General features: G+C 48.1%; 17 protein-coding genes. 3 read left to right on the forward strand and 14 right to left on the reverse strand.

The features are described from left to right. Window positions 1-99: 99 nt before the first annotated feature. The 3 genes from ACFQZE_RS13580 to ACFQZE_RS13590 form a co-directional block, all read right to left on the reverse strand. Complete coding sequence (locus ACFQZE_RS13580) at window positions 100-3,414, reverse strand: S-layer homology domain-containing protein (RefSeq protein WP_379357759.1); 3,315 nt, start codon at window positions 3,412-3,414, stop codon at window positions 100-102. Window positions 3,415-3,529: 115 nt separating this feature from the next. Then, a complete protein-coding gene (locus ACFQZE_RS13585) occupies window positions 3,530-4,081 on the reverse strand; it encodes a GNAT family N-acetyltransferase (protein WP_379357762.1) in 552 nt (183 codons plus the stop codon). 387 nt (window positions 4,082-4,468) lie between these two features. Then, the gene (locus ACFQZE_RS13590; RefSeq protein ID WP_379357764.1) at window positions 4,469-4,969 is read right to left on the reverse strand and encodes a GNAT family N-acetyltransferase; all 501 of its coding nucleotides are present in this window, start codon (window positions 4,967-4,969) and stop codon (window positions 4,469-4,471) included. A 148-nt stretch (window positions 4,970-5,117) separates the two neighbouring features. Between ACFQZE_RS13590 and ACFQZE_RS13595 the strand changes: the two genes are divergently transcribed. Beyond that, entirely contained in the window at window positions 5,118-5,627 is a 510-nt protein-coding gene (locus tag ACFQZE_RS13595; RefSeq protein ID WP_379357767.1) for a GNAT family N-acetyltransferase, read from the forward strand. A 62-nt stretch (window positions 5,628-5,689) separates the two neighbouring features. Beyond that, a complete protein-coding gene (locus tag ACFQZE_RS13600) occupies window positions 5,690-6,250 on the forward strand; it encodes a GNAT family N-acetyltransferase (protein ID WP_379357769.1) in 561 nt (186 codons plus the stop codon). Window positions 6,251-6,330: 80 nt separating this feature from the next. Here the strand turns inward: ACFQZE_RS13600 and ACFQZE_RS13605 are convergent, their stop codons facing one another. The 10 genes from ACFQZE_RS13605 to rlmD form a co-directional block, all read right to left on the reverse strand. Further along, the gene (locus ACFQZE_RS13605) at window positions 6,331-6,711 is read right to left on the reverse strand and encodes a VOC family protein (RefSeq protein ID WP_379357771.1); all 381 of its coding nucleotides are present in this window, start codon (window positions 6,709-6,711) and stop codon (window positions 6,331-6,333) included. Window positions 6,712-6,837: 126 nt separating this feature from the next. After that, the gene (locus ACFQZE_RS13610; RefSeq protein WP_379357773.1) at window positions 6,838-7,407 is read right to left on the reverse strand and encodes a YdeI/OmpD-associated family protein; all 570 of its coding nucleotides are present in this window, start codon (window positions 7,405-7,407) and stop codon (window positions 6,838-6,840) included. Between the two features lie 153 nt (window positions 7,408-7,560). Further along, window positions 7,561-8,073, reverse strand: a complete 513-nt coding sequence (locus tag ACFQZE_RS13615; protein WP_379357775.1) for a CDI toxin immunity protein — start codon at window positions 8,071-8,073, stop codon at window positions 7,561-7,563. 46 nt (window positions 8,074-8,119) lie between these two features. After that, window positions 8,120-8,908, reverse strand: coding sequence for a TatD family hydrolase (locus ACFQZE_RS13620; RefSeq protein ID WP_379357777.1), 789 nt, complete (start codon window positions 8,906-8,908; stop codon window positions 8,120-8,122). 13 nt (window positions 8,909-8,921) lie between these two features. After that, a complete protein-coding gene (locus tag ACFQZE_RS13625; protein WP_379357779.1) occupies window positions 8,922-9,497 on the reverse strand; it encodes an RNA 2'-phosphotransferase in 576 nt (191 codons plus the stop codon). A gap of 123 nt (window positions 9,498-9,620) precedes the next feature. Further along, window positions 9,621-9,788, reverse strand: a complete 168-nt coding sequence (locus ACFQZE_RS13630; protein ID WP_379357781.1) for an ADP-ribosylglycohydrolase family protein — start codon at window positions 9,786-9,788, stop codon at window positions 9,621-9,623. Between the two features lie 30 nt (window positions 9,789-9,818). Continuing rightward, window positions 9,819-12,155 carry an ABC transporter permease gene (locus ACFQZE_RS13635; RefSeq protein ID WP_379358225.1) on the reverse strand — a complete coding sequence of 779 codons (2,337 nt, stop codon included), beginning with the start codon at window positions 12,153-12,155 and terminating at the stop codon, window positions 9,819-9,821. Between the two features lie 2 nt (window positions 12,156-12,157). Next, the gene (locus ACFQZE_RS13640) at window positions 12,158-12,862 is read right to left on the reverse strand and encodes an ABC transporter ATP-binding protein (RefSeq protein WP_379357783.1); all 705 of its coding nucleotides are present in this window, start codon (window positions 12,860-12,862) and stop codon (window positions 12,158-12,160) included. Between the two features lie 208 nt (window positions 12,863-13,070). Further along, a complete protein-coding gene (locus ACFQZE_RS13645; RefSeq protein WP_379357785.1) occupies window positions 13,071-13,331 on the reverse strand; it encodes a hypothetical protein in 261 nt (86 codons plus the stop codon). 603 nt (window positions 13,332-13,934) lie between these two features. Then, window positions 13,935-15,755 (reverse strand): 23S rRNA (uracil(1939)-C(5))-methyltransferase RlmD, encoded by a 1,821-nt coding sequence (gene rlmD, locus ACFQZE_RS13650; protein ID WP_379357787.1) that lies wholly within the window; start codon window positions 15,753-15,755, stop codon window positions 13,935-13,937. 181 nt (window positions 15,756-15,936) lie between these two features. Here rlmD and ACFQZE_RS13655 point away from each other — a divergent pair, with 181 nt between their 5' ends. Beyond that, window positions 15,937-16,464: an SRPBCC family protein gene (locus ACFQZE_RS13655; protein WP_379357789.1), complete on the forward strand. Its 528-nt coding sequence runs from the start codon at window positions 15,937-15,939 to the stop codon at window positions 16,462-16,464. Window positions 16,465-16,534: 70 nt separating this feature from the next. Here the strand turns inward: ACFQZE_RS13655 and ACFQZE_RS13660 are convergent, their stop codons facing one another. Then, window positions 16,535-17,587 carry a M42 family metallopeptidase gene (locus ACFQZE_RS13660; RefSeq protein ID WP_379357791.1) on the reverse strand — a complete coding sequence of 351 codons (1,053 nt, stop codon included), beginning with the start codon at window positions 17,585-17,587 and terminating at the stop codon, window positions 16,535-16,537. Between the last annotated feature and the right edge of the window lie 627 nt (window positions 17,588-18,214).

The raw sequence follows: 18,214 nt of genomic DNA on the forward strand, positions 1-18,214 counted from the left end.
AATGATTTCTTGCTCTCATAATATTACGATTTCGAAGTAAATGCAACCGACAGCAAAAAAAGAGAGGTGGATGCCCCTCTTTCCCGTCTTTCTATCGTCTTACTTTTCGACTGCCGCTCTCAACAAAATGCTAACCGCTTCCGCTCTCGTCGCAGAGGCATGAGGATGGAACCGGTTCCCTTCTTTGCCTTGCAAAATGCCCGCTTCGCGGATCGCCGCCACCTCGTCTCGCGCCCATGACGGGATATCTCCATCATCGGAAAATCCGGTGGAAGCCGAAGCAATCGGCGAGGGGCCAAAAGCTTTAGCCACCATAACCGCCATTTCGGTCCGTGTGATGACATCGTTCGGACGGAAGGTGCCGTCGCCGTACCCGCTAATATAGCCGGCCTGCAAAGCTTGCGCTACTGCCCCCTTCGCCCATGCCCCTATTTTCGCGGAATCGGCAAAAGGAAGCTCAGTATTCGCTGCCTCTGCAGCGCCATTATGTTTGTTCAGCGCATTCATCAGCAGTACGGTAAATTCAGAGCGAGTCACATCGCGATCAGGCCTGAACGTGCCGTCCGGATATCCGCTCGCAATGCCATCTTTTACAGCTTGATGAATAGACGCTTCCGCCCAATGTCCGGCAATATCGCTCCATTCCGGCTGCTGGCCCGTTTCATCCTTGCTTGCCGCAAATACGGCAAACTTCGTGAAGTGATCCACTTTGATTGCAATCCGATTGCCGCTTATGATTCCGCCCTTTACTTCGATCCAGCGTTTCTCCGCTTCATCGTAATAGAATACGGCAGCTGTTTCCGTATTCTCCAGCTTAGCGGGATCAAAAGTTAACGTAATCGAAACCGCCGGTTGGAAGTTAGCTTGGAAGCTTTTTAACAGCTCATACACTCCGCTTAAGAGCGCATCGTCTTCGGCTAAAAGCCGCTCAGGAGCCGTTACCCTTTCAATCGTCAGTTGAAATGGCGCTTTTGCCGTTTGAACCGGAATAGAAACGAAGATTCTGTCGTCAAGACTCACTTCCCCGGAAGACCCGGCAGGAATGGATAATTTTCCATTCGTCGATCTAACAACGCCGGGAGGCGGGATGACAACAGGTGGAGCTGCGTTCACTGTAACCGTGTAGGTCACTTTTGTCGTGCCGTCCTGCGCGGTCACAATAACCTTTTTCCCTGTCGCAAGAGTGGTTGCCACTGTAGTTCCGTCGGCATCGTATACTTCAAACGTCGCTTCTTCCGCTGGAGTAATTGCCGCTTTCAACGCAGCAAGCGTTGTTCCGCTTGGAATGCTAACAATCGTTTCGTTCGCCGTGCCGCCCGTGCTGACCGTTCCAATCGAAGAACGCAATGTAGCCTCTTGGTTAGGGGCCACAGTGACCGTAACCGTCCAGCTCTGCACGCTGCCATCCGCGGCCTCCACCGTCCAGACTATCGGATTTGTAAAATCGTTGGCCGTTGTACCGCTAATTTGCGCGGTAGTCCCCACCTTCGCCGCAGCATCCGGAGATACGGTAAAGCTCGCCACTAGTTGCCCCAGCTCAGTGCCGTAAGGAACAGTAACCGTTACCGTTCGCGCAGCCCTATCGATAACCGCCGCCTGAACCTGTTCTGGAATGCTGTAGTCGATCAACTCTTTTGCACCGCTTGCCACGGACACTGTGTAAGTCGTTTTGGCTATCAAATCTTGAGCGGTTACCACCACAAGTTTCCCATTCTCAACCTCAGTAGCCGCTGTTACGCCGTCTGCCTCATAAATGTCGAACGTTGCACCCGCAGCAGGGGTAATCGCGGCTTTAAGCTCGGCCACCGACGTACCGATGGTCACTTTCGTCAAGCTTTCGTTTGCCGTTCCTCCCGCGCTGACTACGCCAATCGAAGAAGCGATCGTTGCCGCAGCGCTGGCCGGCAGCCACTTCACATACAAAGTGGCATGCGCCGGAAAGGCGGCAAAATCGCCCGGTCTATAGCTGCTCCCGCTTCCGTCCGCCGCCGTATTCCATCCGTCAAACAGAGCGGCCGCTTTTACAAACCCATGCGTTCCCGAATGAATAGCGGCTGCCGTCCCCGGTACAAAAGATTGCAATCCCGGCACGCTCCCCCCGGCATGTCCATTGCCATCGTAGCTGATGAAAGCCTGAGCGCCTCTCAAGTAAGGATATCCGCCGTTGTAAGCCGGATCGATTCCCCAAATCGTGGTGAAGTCCCACGCTCCCAAGCCCCCGTCATCATAGGTTGCCAAGTTTTGCATTTCCTCCGTCGTTTTGCCTGTGCCCCCGTCCGAGACGGATTGTTCCGTTGCCTCCGTATCGTAAAAACTATTTGTCACCACTGCCGATCCAGGCGAATAGTTGTCTCCGATGAGGCCCCCCCAAATGCTGACATAATCTTTCATTCGCAGGCTTCCCGAAGCATAGCTGTTCTCAATTATGCTTGAGTCGGTAAGCAAACCGACCAAACCGCCGACTATATGGTTTCCAAACACTTTGGCGCTGGAATAACTGTTTTGAATCGTTGCATAGCTATTTAAGCCGGCCAGACCGCCCACGTAGGTGCTTGCTCTGACTTCCCCGGATGAGTAGCTGCCATTTATGATGCCATTATTGTTGGTACCTACGAGACCTCCTACTTGAGTGCTTCCGCTCACCTTGCTGGCAGAATGGCTATCGTGAATGTCTCCATAACTATTGTAGCCTACGAGACCACCCGCATTTTTACCCTCTGCCTCTCCGGATGCATAGCTGCTATAAACTTTTCCGGAGTTGTTGCCAGCTAATACGCCAATATACTCAATTCCCCTCACTTTTACAAAAGAATAGCTGTTGCGAACTTCTCCATACTGAGCCCCAATTAAGCCGCCCACAGAAAAATTGCCGGACACTATTCCTGAAACGGAGCTGTTTATTACGTTCCCGTAATTGACAGCGGTCAATGCTCCGACGTAATAGTCGCCTTTTACATGAACCCCTGTTAACCTCACGTTTTGGACTGTCGCCCTCATTCCGATGCTGGCGAACAATCCAGTGTGATTTCCCCGGTCCACTTTGAGGCCCGAAATTTCAAATCCGTTGCCATCCAGATGGCCTTCAAAGAAATTTGTATTAGTTCCAATCGGCTCCCAGCCCGCACCCTCTGCATAGCTGCTTAGATCGATAGAGCTATTGAGCTTAAAATAAAGATTTTGTCCCAAATACGAGCCGCGAATAGCGTTAAACTGTTCAGCCGTTTCAATTAAATAAGGGTCAGCGGATGTTCCGCTTCCCGAAAAGGTTGCGCCATTCGCTGCCGTATGGCCGCCGAACCCGAGTAAGCTTGCCGGCATACCCCCTACTATTAATAGAATGGCTAGTCCGATGTGGACTAATCTGTTTTTCATTTTCACGTTATCTGCCTCCCGAACGGTTTGTTCCTCCTTCATTCTAGCCCCCTCCAATAAAAGAAAAATAAAAGACTATGCCGGAGAAGGAGCAAAACCCGCATAGCGTCGCGCTTTTGCGGGTTTTGGGAAAGCTTCGTTTTTTTCACGGACAAGCCTATTTTTCTCTCAAATCATCCTCAATAATAGCCAGCAGCTGATGATCCTCCCAGTTTCCGTTAATCTTTACGTTTTTCCTGGATATGCCCTCCTTCGCAAACCCGGCCTTCAGCAGCACCTGAGTGGATGCTCCGTTATGCGGCATTACTCCCGCCTCGATTCTGTGCAGGCCAAGCTGCTCGAACGCATGCCGGACGACCAGCTTTACGGCTTCCGTCATATAACCTTTGCCATTATGCTCCCGATCCAAAAAGTAGCCGATCCAGCATCCTTGAAGATTGTCCCGTACAACCTCTGATAGAATAACCTCGCCGATGACGGCATCCGTTTGTTTCAAACAAACGAGATAGAAATAGCCCCGGTCATCTTCTGCCAACTTATGCAACTCCCTGATCCGTTCCTCTTGCCCTTGTACAGTATAAAAGGAATCGTCCCTAAGCCCGGTAAACGATTGAAAAAAATCGCGGTTTGCGGCCTCCAGCTCCAGAAGCGATGAAGCATCCTTTAGTTGTACCGCTCTAACTGCAATTCTCTCTCCGTCCATTCTCATCTTGAATCTCCTCCTTATTTTTGAAAACACAAAAAACACCGCAAGCCAAGCCGCCTGTGGTGTGTACATCATTATATATGCCACCACAGGCATGCGACCCGTGGTGATAGTAACCGTCACCAACATCCATGAACGGAAAATCCGCTCACGAAATCATCGTCGCCAATATCCAATTTTGGGCACACCTCTCCCGCTTTTTGCGGAGGCGAAAAAAATAGCCTGCGCATGCCCAATGCCTTTGGATAACGACTTCAATGACTTCTTTTTCAATTCTGTTCCCTCCCTTCCGTAAAAATTCCACGCTGCACTAGTAAAAGCGGCGTCTTTTCTAGTATAACAAACGATCAGCTCGAACTCCAATCGCCGATAGAATGACAAGTCACCCTTCTAACCGAGCTTTAAATCTTTGCGCCAGTGCTCTGTTACTAAAAGCTGATTGGACAAAATTTGCTCTTTGGACTCTAAGAGAACAAAGCCGCTTTTGGAGTAGAGTTCCCTCGCCCGTACTAGCTTGCTGCCGGTTTCCAACACAATGGTCTCGCAACCGCTATCTCGGCAAAAGAGGGTCGCAAGCTCCAACAATCTTTTTCCATATCCTTGTCCCGCCAACTCCGGATCGATCAAAAACCATCTCAACCGAGCCTCCGCCGCCGCGATACGCTGAATGGCGATAGAGCCTTTTAGGCGTTCGCCTTTTTCAATAACCCATAGCTGATCGTTACCTGGCTCGAATGAAAGAACAAATTGCCGGACCCCCTCTTCTACAAACCTTTTAAAAGAGAGATCATATTGATGCTCCCGCCGATAAAAGTCATAATGAGACTCTATTACATATCGCTCTTCCCCCAGCCTGAAAGGACGTATAATGGTTGTTATCTCTCCGCTCAAGTAAATATCCCTCCGTTTCATCTTTATTTAGTTCGAATTTTAATGCCTGAAACCCTTCCTTGTTACCAATATTTGAAAATCATTGTGTATAAGCTTTATAATCATAGCTGCTGCAAGTTGAACCATTTCAATAAGAGGGGGAAATTTCGTGACAATCGTAGAGACGCCAAGGCTGCTGCTTAGAAAGTTCAGGCAGGAGGATGCCGCTTCCTTGCATCCGATTTTCTCCGATGCCGAGACGATGGCGTTTTACCCGGCCCCGTTTGATTGGGAGAAGACAGAGCACTGGATTGAAAAAAATCAAAACCGGTATATCCATGACGGTTACGGATTATGGGCGATGTGCCTGAAAGAAACGGGCGAAGTCATTGGAGATTGCGGATTGATTAAACAGCAAGTAGACGACAAAGAAGAAACGGAAATCGGCTACCATCTCCATAAAAAATATTGGTCGCAAGGGTTGGCAACGGAAGCGGCCAAGGCATGCCGCGATTATGGGTTTTATACATTGGGGCTGGCCAAATTGATCAGCATCATTGACCCTGAGCATTCCGCTTCCATTCGTGTAGCCGAGAGGATCGGTCTCACTTTTGAGAAACAAGCTTTTATTTTCGACAGGTTGCATTCCATCTATTCCGTTTATCGGAATCAACATTAGACAGAATGTTTCGACAACTGTAAACTATAAAAACAGTTTCTACGTCGAAAGGGTTGATCCTCGTGAAGGTTATTCCAAATACTTTAGAAACCGATAGGTTGTTGTTGAGGCGCTACAAAAAGGAAGATGCGGAGGCGGTATTCGAGGCTGCCGGACGACGCGAAATTGCCGAAACGACCGTCTCGATCCCTCATCCTTACCCGAGAGAAACCGCCGACTGGTGGGTTTCATTCGCGAACGAGAACTTTGAGCAAGGCAAAGCCTATGAATGGGGATTGTTCAAAAAGGAATCGCCGAACGTCTATGTCGGCAACTGCGGGTTTGTCAGCGTGTCGGCGGAGCACCGGAACGGAGAGCTCGGCTATTTTATCCATTCCGACTATTGGAATGCCGGTTACGCAACCGAAGCTTGCCAAGCGATAGTCGAATTTGGATTTAACATTTTAGGCCTTGAAAGAATTAAGGGCAGGTGCTTTGCCAGAAACATCGGCTCCAAAAAAGTAATGGAGAAAGCGGGACTGCTCGTAGAAGGGCTCGCAAAACATGAAGTGCTGAAATGGGGAACGTTTGAGGATGTCTGGCATTTAGCAGTCATTCGCTCGGAGTGGCAGCGGCAGCAATGAAAGTCACAATAACAAGAACTAAACTTCTGCATTAACAAAGAGGGGAAGCGCATGCTCCCCCTCTTTGTTAATTTATGCGATTACTTTTTTTCCATTACGGCAAAATAGTTTTCTTCGAAGTCCGCAAAATTGAACACTCGGCCGCCAGGCAGTTCTACGATGTCGCCGACTGTCGTCTTTTTCTCCGTCAAATGGCTGTGCAGCTCATCAAACTTATCCGAGAAGAACATGAGGGAAGGCGTACCTAGGTTCATGCCCGGATTCATTTTCGCTACAAACTCCTTGCTGTGCAAAATGATGCTGGTAGCTGCGTCTTTGGAAGGAGCAACCTCAATCCATCTGAAGCCTTGGCCGTTATCCTCTTCCGCAACAACCGCAAATCCCATAATCTCCGTCCAAAACTTCACAGCTTCGTCTTGATTATTGACATAAACCATAATCTGACCAACCTTGTTAATCATCGTAATGCACTCCCTTTTATATAATCGTTTCTAAAACATGCTTGTACCAATATTTCCATTATAGTGAATTCCGATACGACAAAACAGTCCTTTTCTAAAAGACATCCACTGTATCACAAGCTCATCCTAACCTTCCAGCAGCCGTCCGTTATCATGCCACTGCCCATACATTTTATTTTCTTTAGTATGAGCAATAAGTTTATCTAATCGGCTGTTATAGAGCTCCGGCTGGTTCCTAAAGCTTTGGATATTGTCGATCCGAATTCTTTTGTAAAGGGCAGGGAAAGCTACAAAGTTTTCATAAACTTCAATATCTTCCATCAGCCTTTGCAGTATATCTTTATCGATTTGAAAAGCGTCCGGGTCCATATCGGGAAGCCGCTTTCTTCCTTCATCCGTCATGAGCCCCACTCTTTCGAGCCGGCGGACACGTTCTTTGTTCAATTCGGTCCAGTTGCTTTTTTTGCTTCTAGGAGACAGTCTTTGCCCTTGCTCTGTTTCGGATATTTTCTTTTTCACGCCGTCGATCCATCCAAAGCACAAAGCTTCTTCCACCACATCCAAATAAAGCAACGTATTCGGTTTTGGCTTCACGCTTACGACGACCCAGCAACACTTTTCCGTCTTGCTGTTGTCCCGCAGCCAAGCTCTCAGCTCTTCCCTCGTTTTTGCTTCAATGAGATTTTCAACTTCCATTGCGTTACGCAATCTCCTTCCCAAAACCATATAGTCACTACATTTATTATAAAAAAAGAAGTATGACAACAGCATGTCACACTTCTCTCCGGTTGTCCCACTCCAGATTTCCCTGTTGGACGCTAATTATTAATCTGATCAATTATCATGTCATCATACCCAGCCAATCGTAATTTCACTGCCACGGTAAAACTCAACAACGTAATGATTAGGACAATAAATATAAGTGTTAAAATCCACTGCCAATACATCATCGATGGCATCCATTACGTTTAACCATTTTGTTTCTAGAACAGGATGATCACCGTCCCAAATGATAAAAACAGGAAGCTCCACATCCATTTTTAAAACATTCAAAGCAGTCACTACTTCAGCAGCATTGTTTACATGGTACTGGTTCGGAATTTTAGACCAATTGAATTTCCCCCAAGCTGTGAAACAGTAGGCATCTGACAACTCTTCGCTCATCTTATCGCTTGTTTGATCGGACAAAACGATAGTGCCCTCTCCTAAAGCCTCCACGCACTCCTCAAGTAAGCTGGAATAAGCGGGCTTTTGTTTGGACTTCATTTTGTGCAAAAGCTGCTCTATCCTCCACTTTCTATCTCCGCTTTGTTGCATGCTTTCACCCTTCGCTCTCCTATAAAAAAAGCTCCAAAACATCATCCGGAGCCCCTTTACTTACCTCTTGCAATATCCGTTCTGAGATTAGTCAACCGATGCCAAAAAAATCCACTGCCGTCGCCGTCGTTTCCTTAGCGACCTCCACTTCGGATTTGCCGGTACAACGAGCAACAGTCTCAACAATATGACGCAGAAATGCAGGCTCGTTCCGTCCATCCGCCGGCTTGTTCTTTAAGTCTCGCGGAGTTAAAAACGGCGCATCGGTCTCGATCATCAGCCTATCGGAGGGGATCATTCGAACAAGCTCCCTCAAATGTTTGCCCCTGCGTTCATCGCAGATCCATCCGGTAATGCCGATATAAAAGCCCATTTCGAGATAGGTCTTAAGCTCATGCAACGTCCCCGTAAAACAATGGACAACCGCTTTTTGCACCGCATGCTCCTTAACAATGGCAACAAAATCCGAAAAGGCTTCGCGCTCATGAAGAAACAGCGGCAAATTCAGCTTATTCGCCAATTGAATTTGCTCGATAAACCATTTGCGCTGTACGTCCCGCGGGGAAAAATCACGGTTATAGTCCAAACCGCACTCCCCGATGGCTGCCACCTGCGGCAAAGCCGCGAGCTGCTCCAGCTTCGCAATCGTGTCCTCATTTCCATTTTTTGCATCATGAGGATGAATACCCGCTGTAGAATATAGTTTTCCGGGGTAACGTCCGGCATAATGGGCAGCTTCTGTGCTGCTCCTGAGGCTTGTTCCTGTCAAAATAAGCGGCGAAACGCCGTTCGCCAACGCTCTTTCCACGACCTGCTCACGATCATAATGAAAGGAGCGATGCATCAAATTAACGCCGATATCCACAATTGAATCTTTCATGTTCATATACTCCTTATTCTCTTTCTTTCGAGCCCGCGACCGAACAGCTTGTGGGCGGCACACGGTCTGCTAACCACACCTCATTGCCCGCATAATAAAAAACAACCCCCTGCTGCACAGCATTTGCGGTGTCTACCTCCAGCATAACCAATTCCCCTCTGCGGCTGCCCGCAAGCGTGGCGAAATGGGTGCCCTCCGACAAGTGAACATACTTCCGGCTCATAGGTCGCAGTCCATCCTTTAATATCGCTGGCAGCGCGTCTTTGTTCGTGCCGTGATAGAGGGTCGCCGGAGGCTGAGCGGGAGCATACTGGACTTTGTCGTGACTATGACCATACTTCGCTCTTATTCGGTCTCCCTCGATTTCAAAGCGCTGCTTATCCGAATTGCTGACGACCAGTTCGATATGCTCCTGTTGCACCCACGACCATCTAGGCTGGGCCTGGATCGCTTTCAGCATCGTACTGAGCTGGCACGATCCGTCCGCAGAGTCCAGAACAACGCCAAAGGCTTCGGGGGTGTGACGAAGCAGCTTCGTCATCAATTTGCTTAAGCTTTTTTCTCTGTCATGATCTAATCTATTTTTCACGATTTTCTCTTCCTTTGCAGCTTCTGCCGAGTAATGATTTTCCTCATTATAACCTCGCCCGAAGGTCTGCGAACGGGATTGTTTGCTTTAACCCAAACGTTACGATCAATCGTTAATGATTCGCTAAACCGCCGTTCCTTCTCCCACCCTCAACTCATACAATCGAAGCGTGACTTCATCCAAACGCTCCTTAATTAAAATGGCATCGGAATAGGCCGCAGGAATAGAAGAATAGCCATAATAGATTCCAGCAAGGCCTCCGGCAATGGCCCCAATTGTATCGGAGTCCAAGCGCTTAAAAAAAGCACGGCTCCCTTTTGCCTACTCGATGCTTTTTAACGATTCAATCATATGGATCCGGCTCACCTTTCTTCTAAGGGGCAGATTGGACAAGAGAGTGAGCAGCAGCGCCATGGCAATAGATAACAGAATGGAGGATGCGGTCAATTGGTCCGGAATTTGCTGATGCGTGCTGGACAACGCCTCCACAACATTCCCGTACATAAAACTGCCGATAGGAAAAGCAACGATAACGGCAACTACGGTTAAAAGAATATTTTCCAAAAAGATCAGCCTATTTATTTTACTTTTCGGGAAGCCCAGCACTTTAAGAGTCGCAAGCTCGCGATTTCTTTCATAAATGTTGATCGAAGAGATGGTATAAATCGCCCCAAAGGAAAGGATAACGGCGCTAATCATAAACATGATAAAGATAAAGCTGTTTTGCTTTAAAATATACTGAGCCGACTCCTCCAAATCGCTCTTATCCGAGATAGACTCCACTGAAGCATTCCGTTCAAAAGAGCTGCGAAGGCTTGCCAGTTCCATAGAGTCGTCCCCTTTCATCAAAAGTGAGGTTGGGTTGTAATCCAAACCAAAGCTTTTTAAATAATCGGTTGTGATATAAAAGGACGGTTTGGAATATTGAGTCGTTATTTTGAGAACCTTCATTTGGACGGTCTTTTGATTTAGCTCCGGCGCCGAAAACCGGACGTCAATCATATCCCCTTCTGAAATGTGAAAAGAATCGGCATAAGACTTCGGAACCAGTGCCCCATTGTTTTCTAAGGGGATTTTATCTTTCCGCGTGTCAAAAAAATGAAGCAGGTTGTTCTCTCTTTCCGTCACGATTAAGGTCGCTTTTTCGGATTCGTCACCTTTTATAAATTCAATAGGGTAAGAGGATAGCGAGTAGCTGTTTTGCACACCGGCCGGCAGCTGCGATGGAATCTGCCCCGTACCCATTTTATAATCCACCCTCAAATCGTAGGTATAGACCTCTTTTGTTTGATTCGCTACCTTTTGCAAAGCCGTCTGGGTGCCAAACGCCGTTATTAACAAAACCGTGCTGACGACAACCCCAACCGAGCTTGCAAAAGCCTTTTGTTTGTTTAAAAAAATATTTCTCATAATAATCTTGTAGCTGTAGGGTAGGCGGTTCCATACTCCCGGCACGGTTTCGACCCGTATTTTCTTCATCGCTTTAGGCGGTTTGGGCCTGAGCGCTTGAGCCGCACGTTCCTTCAAAATCGCTCTGCCGCTTAGGTAGCAGGACAACATTCCAAAGACGCTAGAGATGATGATTGGGGGAAGGATAGAATAAGCCGAAAGTGAAAAATGAATACCCGGCAGCGAGTACGCATTAGCGTTAGACTCCACGATCAACGGAATAAACACAAAAGCGGCAATCGCAAAGCCTACTATCGAGCCGATGATACCAACGAGTACAGGGTATCCCATGTAATGAAGCATGATGCTTCTATTGTTTACTCCCAACGCCTTCATAATGCCGATTTGATTCCTTTGAGAGTCTATCATCCGCGACAGAGTAAGGAATAAAATGATGGCTTCGATAAAAAACAGCAGCAGCGGGATGACGAAGCTCATCCCTTTGTTGTTTTGAATCGTGGCGGTTAGCTGCGAATAGCTGAACGTGCGTTCTTTGCTTATTTGGCTTAAGTATGCAAGCCGCTCTGAATTTTTCTCGATAGCTTCGCCTAGTCGGCCGATATCGTAGCCTTCTTTTGCATCAACTATAATTTCATTGTAAGTGAAGTCGCCGGCGATATCCGGGATGGCCCCTTCCGCTATGTAGGCTATTCCGTAGGTTAGATGGTCTTGCGTATCGTTCTTCTTAGCGTGTTCAACGTTTTCGCCGAGGCCGCTTATCGTGAAGGTTAACTCCTTTTGGTTCGCGCCTATGCGGATTTGATCGCCGATTGTAAGCTCATGCTCATTGGCATAACGGGAATCTAGCAGCATTTCTTCTTTGTTCGAAGGAAGGCGGCCTTCCAGGATGGCGGTTGTATTAATTTCATTTTGTTCAGGAATCGAATGAACCTTGAGGGTCGCTTTATCATTGTCAAAAGAGTGCGCGGCATCAAAGGTGTAGCGTCCTTCTATTCTGTGTACTCCTTCCGTTATGCCTTCCGCTGCGCTTAAATCGGCCACTTCCTGTTTGGAAATTTGACTGTAGTAAACATGTAGGTCGCTCAAATTATGCTCTTTAAAATAGGCCTTTGTGTAAGCGCTCAAATTATCACTCAAAGTGACAAGTCCCGTGTAGAAAAAGGCGCCTACTGCGATAACGAGCACAAAAGCTAAAAATTGTCCGGCGGACTGTTTGATATCCCTCAGCAGTTTAATAAGCAGCTTCATCTTCACCACTCGATCCCTTCAACGCTTTGTTTATGTTTATTGATTGTGACGCTTTCGATTTTTCCGCTTTTGACTTTAATAATTTTGTCGGCCATAGGGGCGATGGCGGAATTGTGGGTGACCAGCACTACGCATTTTTTTGTCTCCCTATTCAAATCCTGGAGCAGCTTGAGGACAGACTTGCCTGTCACGTAATCCAGAGCGCCAGTCGGCTCATCGCAGAGCAACAGAAGCGGATTTTTCGCCACCGCTCTCGCGATAGCGACTCGCTGCTGCTCTCCTCCTGAGAGCTGGGACGGGAAGTTATAAATTCGTTCGGCCAGACCGACTTGCTGCAAAATGTTTTTTGCATCTAAATGGTCCTTGCATACCTCGGCGGCAAATTCCACATTTTCGAGTGCGTTTAAATTCGGGATGAGATTGTAAAATTGAAAAACAAACCCAATCTTTTCGCCGCGATAGCGGGTTAGCTCTTTTTCGTTCCATTTGGTAATTTCTTGATCGCCGACGAAAACCTCGCCGCCTGAGGCCGTATCCATCCCGCCAAGCAGATGTAGAATCGTACTTTTCCCGGCGCCGCTCGCCCCCAAAATGACAACAAACTCGCCTTCCGCTATCGAAAAGCTGGCGCCATTAAGCGCCATAATCGGTACCTCTCCTACCTTGTATTGTTTTGAGACATTTTTGAATTCGATCAGCTTGATCACCGTTCCATCTCCTCTAGTTTGACTGGTAACTTCCTCCATATTGTTAAATTAAATACTAAAGAAAATAAATGGAGTTACACCGTGCAGGCGATGTATTTTCGTGTCGGTCCTGGGACGGAGAGCACTCTAACTATTTAAAGAGCAATGGTCAGCAAAAAAAGAGCGGCCTTGATAGGCCGCTCCCGTTACGAATTTATACTTATAATGATTAGGCAAAATTAAATTTTAACCTCTTCAGGCGTTCTGCGCAGCTTCCAACCTTGCGCCCGGCGGCGCTCCTCCCAGAACGGCGGTAAATGCCGCCGCTTGCGAGCAGCTCCATATGCGTGCCGCTCTGCACCGCCTTACCGTCGTCAATGACGACGATGTGGTCGGCACGTCTCACGGTATGCAGTCGATGCGCGATAATGACGACCGTTTTGTCGCGGGCCAATTGCTCGAACGCCTCTTGGATGTATGTTTGATTCAACCAAACGATAAACTCTTTCTCTCTATCTGTTACTGCTAAGTCTGACCCACTTAGTGCCAGTATCTCCAGAAGCACTGCTAGTGGCTGTATTGGACATAGAGAGTGACTCAACATTTTTTTCACCGCTATTGTCAAGTAACCCTATTGTGTTTTCCATACAGACGATCACCTCGTTCCTATTCCGTAAAAATGATATCCTTATAGGCTTAATACTGATCATAAAGCTGTACAAAGTAAGAATAATGCAACATGAAATATTCTATGGGGACCAGGCAACTACGTGGAACCTAACGATTTTGTTAATTTAAGGGTAAATTGTCGGGGGTACAGAGAAAAACAATAACAGACATTGAAGCTGCAACTAGACATTGGTGGTGTATACGATAACACCAAGTTCACCCAACTAATATAGTAAACCTTAGAAAGTGCAGAAGTAAAAATAAATGCATTTGCACTTAATTTATTATTAAATAAAGAGCCCAGGCGTGATCTACACCTGAGCCCCCCTCAATAAAGCTAAACTTATCTCCTCTACTCCCTAGCCAGCCATACATTACTTTACAAGCTCTATACATAATCCATCTAAAGCGAGCCTACCACACCTCATTTTCTAACCATCAATACGACCGACTCCACATGACTCGTCTGAGGAAACATATCCACCGGTTGAACCCATTCCAGTTGATACCCGTTTCCAAGAAGCACTTTGCAGTCCTTCGCAAGTGTCGAAGGATTGCACGAAACGTACACGAGCCGCTTCGGCTTAGCTTGAGCGATCGCTTGCAAGAGCGGCAGCTCGCATCCCGTACGCGGCGGGTCAACGACTACGACGTCCGGGCGTACGCCTTGCTCAACCCACTGGGGAAGCAGTTCCTCTGCTCGTCCTTCGAAAAAGCGCGTATTCGTAATGCCGCTCGTATCCGCATTGCTTCGAGCATCCCGCACCGCTTCAGGAATCAGCTCAATGCCCCGTACCTCACGAGCTTCCGGTGCCAGCCACATCCCAATTGTACCCGTGCCGCAATAAGCATCGACTACAAGCTCTTTACCCGTCAAAGACGCAGCTTCTTTCGCTGCATCGTACAACTTCACTGTTTGCTCGGGATTAAGCTGAAAAAACGCCCTTGGCGACAAAGAAAATCGAACATCGCCTAACGTCTCGTTCAACCGCTCGTCTCCCCATAACACTGTCGTGCGCTCTCCGAAAATAAGCGGCGATTTGCCTTTATTCACGTTCTGCGCAATGGTCTTCACCATTGGCAGCTTCTCCCGGATTCGCTGAACAAACCGTCTCGCATCCGGCAGCTTGTCCATATCTAAAATAAGCGTAAGCTGAACATGGCCTGTCGCTTGAGCAACCCGAGCAACTACAGTTCGAACCGCCCCCTGACGGGTACGTTCGTTGTATATCGCAATGTCCAGTTCCGCAAGCACCTCTTTTGTGCCTTCCATCACTTCATTCACGACAGGATGCTGCACCTCGCATCCGCTTATATCAACAAGCTTATGTGTCCCCGCCGAATAAAGTCCCGTAATGATGTCGTCGCCTTGTTTCCCAGCTTGAAGCTGCGCCTTGTTGCGGTAGCCCCAAGGGTTCTCCATTCCGAGAATAGGGCGCATGGGAAGCTCCTCAATTCCAGCATAGCGCTGGAACGCCTCTCGTACGATCTCTTCCTTCGCGGCGAGCTGCGCTTCATAATTCATATGCTGAAGCTGACAACCGCCGCACTCTTCATATACCGGACATGGAGGTTCAGCCCGATCGGGCGATTTCTTCTCAATCTCTACAAGAGATGCATTCAAATAGCCCGATTCTGCTTTTGTCACATTGGCTTTGACTACCTCTCCCGGCAAAGCCCCTTCTACAAAGACCGCCTTCCGCTTGTAGTAGCCAACGCCCTCTCCATTAATGCCGATTCGTTTAATCGTCACGATAATCCGGTCGCCTTGCTTTACATCCTCGGCAGTCCCTTTCGCCGGGCCCTTGCTCCAAGCACCGGCTCTTCCATCTTGGCGCTTATTCCGCTCCGTAGCGGGACGGCCTGTCCCTGCATTTTGTCCAGCAACGGGGCGGCTTTTTCCTGCATTATGCTCGGTAACCGGACGGCTCGCCTCCGCATTTTGTCCTGTAGCGGAGCGCCCCTTCCCTGCATTTCGCTCTGCAACAACACGACCCGTCCCGGCATTCTTCTCGCCTGCGGAACGCCCTTTTCCACCCTTTTGCCCAGCAAAAGAACGCTCGCTCGACGGACTACCTCCGCCAGCTTTTGCCTTCGCAAAAGGCTGCTTCTTCTCCATTTGCCCCTTCTTCTCCCCGCCAAAAGAAGAGCGTCCCTTCCCATCGCGTCGCCCTTCCGGCTGACTCACCCGCTCACCGCTCCGGTTTTGCTCATTCCGCTCAGTCCGTTCTGTCTTTTTCATCATGTCATTCCCTCTCCGTTTCCACGCATATTAGCTCCACTATACCATAGCGGGGCGCTTTTTACCCAGCGGCATCTTCCCCCAGCCAATCGTCTAGGGGAGCAAGCTTTGCTATAATAGAAGAAGCAACTTTTTGGAATCATATTTTCCTCATAAACAACCAGCAAACCAGGAGGACTACGGCATGTTTTTAAAAAAGAAAAAAACCGCGCCAGCAACTGGAAAACGCGGACTTTATATGACACGTATATACGACGTTTCACCCGAACAGCTCTTTCAATGGTTCACCCAAGGAGAACATATGAAACACTGGTGGGGCCCAAGAGGCTACGAAATGACCATCCTCTCCCAAACGCTTGAGCCCGGAGGCTTTATTCATTACAAGCAGCTATCGCCGGACGGTCTCCTCACGTATGGGAAATTTTCATATAAAGAAATTGAAAGCCCCGGCAAGCTCGTCTATACCAGCTCCTTTGCAGATGAAACGGGACGCCCTATACGTGCTTATTTCAGCAAGGATTGGCCTCTCGAAATATTGAATACCGTAACGTTTGATGAGTACGAGGGCAAAACAAAACTAACACTGCACGGGACGGCGCATGACGCCAAAAAAGCCGAAGTGCGCATTTTCGAAGCGATGAGCGACCATTTGAAAAAAGGCTTCACCGAAACATTCGACCTGCTTAACGAATATATTCAAAAGCATCAATAAAAAAAGGCGTGGCGCCGAACCATGCAAACAAGCAGCATCGTTCGGCGCCACGCCTTTTTTCGCTATTAAACTAAGCTTCCATTACATAAGCCAGCAGAAGTGCAGCTGTATTCTCTACTGCATCCGCATGAGTACGCTCCATGCCATGAGAAGCATCTACACCCGGACCAATCAACGCCGCACGAATATTGTTGCCGCCGCGCAAAGCGGCCGATGCATCGGAGCCATACTGCGGATAGATGTCAACCGCATGCGGCAACTCCTCGCGCTTCGCCAAATCGATCATTTTGGAAGTCATGCCGTAATCGTATGGTCCCGAGGAATCCTTCGCACAGATGGACACCTTCTTTTCCGAGCCGGACAAGTCGTCCCCAAGCGCGCCCATATCGACCGCCACTAGTTCGGTGATGTCGCTTGGAACATAGGCGCAGCCATGGCCTACTTCCTCATATGTAGAAATAAGCAGCTTGATCGTATAAGCCGGTTTTTTCCCTTCGCGAGCAAACCATTCCAGTATGCCCATCAGCGATGCTACGCTTGCTTTGTCGTCCAAATGTCTGGACTTAATCCAGCCGTTTGAGAAAATGCGCGTCCGTGGATCCCATGAAATGAAGTCGCCAACTGAGATGCCCAGCGCTTCCGTCTCTTCTTTGCTTTCCACCGACTCGTCAATCCGAATTTGCATATCGGCCTCTTCCAACTTCATCTCTTGTATATTGCGATACACGTGAACCGACGGCTTAGTGGTCAATACCGTTCCGTCATATTTCTTTCCGTCACGCGTATGAATGACGCAATATTCGCCTTCTACTGTAAACATGGCGTATCCGCCAATGGACGTAAACCGGATCATTCCGTTTGGTTTAATCGAACGTACCATAGCCCCTAAAGTGTCCACATGGGCGGAAATGCCTATGACCTTATCGGCACGCTCGCCGGGAATGGTAATGATTCCTGTCCCTTTTGGCGTTTGCTCCATCGTAAATCCTAACGCTTCCACCTCTTTATTCAGGTGTTTCATAATATCCATGCAATAGCCGCTTGGACTTGGGATGCCAAGGAGCTCTTTCAATTGGCTCACCATATACTCGCGATTCAACTTCGGTTTCAAGGCTGTAGACATTGTGATGCACTCCTTTTGTTTCAAAATCGTATAATCCCCCTTATGTTATCATGTCGGCTCGTTGCATGCATTCGCACAATGTATTTATATTCGATCATTATCGACAATTATCAACTATAAACGACAGCTGATATCGACATTTTTACATTATTGTTAAAAATTACCCCTATTATCACATAAATCTCCCCCTTCCGCTCGCCCTAGGTTCGACTCATGATGGAAATAGCTACACCGAAGTAGCTGCACCAAACCAACTATTAGACGGAAAAGGAGGGCAAATGATACGAAACCGGAAGGGGACCGGTACCCTGTTATTTTAAAACGCTTCAAGTTTGTCATTGTATTTTCGTAACCGCTGTCATTTCTGTTTTCTCCTCAACACAACGGACAATTCGTTCATCTTCTGTCCAATAGGAACGCGCGGAGGCATATGCAATCGATGGCATGTGTCAAGCCTTGCAGCCAAGCCGTTCCCTGAATGACCCCTTACTGTTTACGCTTCTTATTCGGTTCAACTTTTATTCCAGCCTTTAGGTTCCAAATGATCGCTTAACGATCTCCTTTTGACGTTCTGTTCGTTATAGTGAACTACTTGTACCACTAAGCGCATGCCCGTCATGTCGCTAC

Source organism: Paenibacillus sp. GCM10027627 (genome assembly GCF_042675505.1).
In the GTDB taxonomy this organism is placed as follows: Bacteria; Bacillota; Bacilli; order Paenibacillales; family Paenibacillaceae; genus Pristimantibacillus.

Excerpts from the sequence above, each read along its gene's own strand:
- ACFQZE_RS13620 (WP_379357777.1), bottom strand. The coding sequence starts at position 8,908 with ATGAAAGATTCAATTGTGGATATCGGCGTTAATTTGATGCATCGCTCC.
- ACFQZE_RS13655 (WP_379357789.1), top strand. The coding sequence starts at position 15,937 with ATGTTTTTAAAAAAGAAAAAAACCGCGCCAGCAACTGGAAAACGCGGA.
- ACFQZE_RS13635 (WP_379358225.1), bottom strand. The coding sequence starts at position 12,155 with ATGAAGCTGCTTATTAAACTGCTGAGGGATATCAAACAGTCCGCCGGA.
- ACFQZE_RS13610 (WP_379357773.1), bottom strand. The coding sequence starts at position 7,407 with ATGGAAGTTGAAAATCTCATTGAAGCAAAAACGAGGGAAGAGCTGAGA.
- ACFQZE_RS13585 (WP_379357762.1), bottom strand. The coding sequence starts at position 4,081 with ATGAGAATGGACGGAGAGAGAATTGCAGTTAGAGCGGTACAACTAAAG.
- ACFQZE_RS13580 (WP_379357759.1), bottom strand. The coding sequence starts at position 3,414 with ATGAAGGAGGAACAAACCGTTCGGGAGGCAGATAACGTGAAAATGAAA.
- ACFQZE_RS13615 (WP_379357775.1), bottom strand. The coding sequence starts at position 8,073 with ATGATGTTTTGGAGCTTTTTTTATAGGAGAGCGAAGGGTGAAAGCATG.
- rlmD (WP_379357787.1), bottom strand. The coding sequence starts at position 15,755 with ATGATGAAAAAGACAGAACGGACTGAGCGGAATGAGCAAAACCGGAGC.
- ACFQZE_RS13660 (WP_379357791.1), bottom strand. The coding sequence starts at position 17,587 with ATGTCTACAGCCTTGAAACCGAAGTTGAATCGCGAGTATATGGTGAGC.
- ACFQZE_RS13605 (WP_379357771.1), bottom strand. The coding sequence starts at position 6,711 with ATGATTAACAAGGTTGGTCAGATTATGGTTTATGTCAATAATCAAGAC.